Source organism: Streptomyces sp. NRRL S-495 (genome assembly GCF_000966955.1).
In the GTDB taxonomy this organism is placed as follows: Bacteria; Actinomycetota; Actinomycetes; order Streptomycetales; family Streptomycetaceae; genus Kitasatospora; species Kitasatospora purpeofusca.
The window spans coordinates 1-2,309 of record NZ_JZWY01000889.1 but is presented as its reverse complement, the minus strand read 5'-3'; the positions used below and the strand labels follow the sequence as shown (position 1 = coordinate 2,309).

The following is a 2,309-nucleotide window of genomic DNA, read 5'->3' as shown; positions in this document are numbered from 1 at the left end:
CCTCCCGGCGGCCGCCGCTGCGGCCGCCACCCTCCTGCACACCGCCGATCTGCGCCGTGGGCCGCTGCCCGAACTGGTCCGGACCGGTGGCCCGGCCCCGGAGGTGGGCGTCGACCTCACCGTCACCGGGGATCCGAGGGTTCGGGTCTCCCGCGGCGGAGGGTCCGGTGCCGGGCAGAGCCTGCTCACCGTGGAGGCGGTCGTGGACCGCGTCACCGTCCCGGACGGCCTTCTGCGGGGCGAGCCGGGCCCGCGCACCGTCCGGACCCGCACGCCCGTCACCGTCCTGGTGCGCGGCGAGGACGTGGCTGCCTGGGAGCCCCTGCTGCCGTCGGCCCGGCTGGCGGCCGAGGTGACCGTCCGGCCACCGGGGGAGGGCGATCACGAGTCGGCGGCACTGCTGATCGCGCACGGCGAGCCTTGCGCGTCGGCGCCGCCGAGCCTCCCGCAGCGGATCGCCGGACGGCTCCGGGCGGGCCTGCGCTCGGCCACCGACGGCCTGCCGCCGGACGAGCGCGGACTGCTCCCGGGCCTCGTCGTGGGCGACACCTCCCGGCTGCCGGACGACCTCCGGGAGGCGTTCCGGGACACCGACCTGGCCCACCTGGTGGCGGTCAGCGGGGCCAACCTCGCGATCGTGCTGGGGGTGCTGCTCGGCGCCCCGGGGCGTGCCGGAACCGCCGAGCGACGCGGACTCGCCGCCCTGCTCGGGATCCCGCTGCGGACCACGGCGCTGGTGGGGGCGGGCGTGACACTGGCCTTCGTCACGATCTGCCGCCCCGAGCCCAGTGTGCTCAGAGCGGCGGGAACCGGGCTGATCGGACTGCTGGCGCTGGCCACCGGCCGTCCGCGCCGGGCGGTGCCGGCGCTGGCCGGTACGGCGCTGCTGTTGATCCTCCTCGACCCGTATCTGGCACGTTCCTTCGGCTTCTTGCTGTCGGTGCTCGCCACGGCCGGGCTGCTGGTGCTCGGTCCGCGTTGGGCGGACGCCCTCCGGGCGCGGGGCTGGCCGCGGCCCCTTGCGGGCGCGGTCGGTGCGACGGCCGCGGCCCAGGCGCTCTGCGCGCCGGTGACGGTGCTCCTCTCCGGACACGTCAGCCTCGTCGGAATCCCGTGCAATCTGCTGGCCGAGCTGGCGGTGGCCCCGGCGACCCTGCTCGGCTTCGCGGTCCTGATCGCCGACCCGGTCTCTCCGGCGCTGGCACGGATCCTCGCCGAGCCCGCCGCGGTGCCGACCGGCTGGCTGGCCTCGGTGGCCAGGCACGGCGCCGAACTACCGGGTGGCCGGCTGTCCTGGCCGGGCGGGTGGTTCGGCGCGGTGAGCCTCGCCGTCGGCACGGCCGCACTGTGCTGGACGATTCCGTTGCTGCTGCCCGGGCGTTCCGCCGGGGCCCGTCGATGGCGCTCCCCACGCGGCTGGATCCGCCCGGTGGTGACGGGTGCCCTGCTGCTGGTCCTGCTGACCGTGCTGCTGCGGCCGCCGCCGCTGGCCCGGATCGCGACCGGCTGGCCGCCGCCCGACTGGCGGCTGGTCATGTGCGACGTGGGGCAGGGCGACATGGTGGTGCTGCCGGTGCCGCCCGAGGGCGGGGGGCCGCCGGACAGCGCGGTGGTGGTGGACGCGGGGCCGGATCCGCGGGAGGCCGACCGCTGTCTGCGTGACCTCGGGATCGAGCGGGTGCCGCTCTTCCTGGCGACGCATTTCCACGCGGATCACGTCGAGGGGCTGCCGGGGGTGCTGCGCGGCCGGAGGGTCGGGGCGGTGCAGGGCACGGCGGTGGACGATCCGCCGGGCGAGGCCGCCCGGGTGGCGGACTGGGCGGCGCGGGCCGGGGTCCCGCTGGTGCGGGCGGCCCCTGGTGAGCGGCGGTGGGCGGGGCCGGGGGTCTCGTGGGAGGTGCTGTGGCCGGACGGAGAGGAGTCCGCGGTGGTGTCAGGTCCGAACAACGCGAGTGTCGTGCTGCGGGTGGCGGTGGCGGGAGGTCTGCGGTTCGCCCTGTTGGGCGACCTGGAGCCGCCGGCCCAGGAAGCGTTGCTGAGCCGGCTGAGGGCGGCCGGGAAGGAGAACGAGGTGGACGTGCTGAAGGTGGCGCATCATGGCTCGGCCTATCAGGACTGGGCGCTGACCGCGGCGTTGAGCCCCCGGCTGGCTCTGATCTCCTGCGGGGAGGGCAACCCGTACGGCCATCCGTCGCCGCGGACGGTGGACCGGCTGAGGGCTCTGGGTGCCACGGTGCTGCGTACGGACCGGGTGGGCGACATCGCGGTGACCGGTGCCGGTCCGGGTGACCTCGGCGCCTCCGTCCACC

General features: G+C 76.6%; 1 protein-coding gene. It reads left to right on the top strand.

Translation table 11 applies throughout. The features are described from left to right. Positions 1 to 2,309, top strand: a 2,309-nt coding sequence (locus tag VR45_RS35615; protein WP_045944066.1) for a ComEC/Rec2 family competence protein, incomplete at both ends; no start/stop codon positions are given.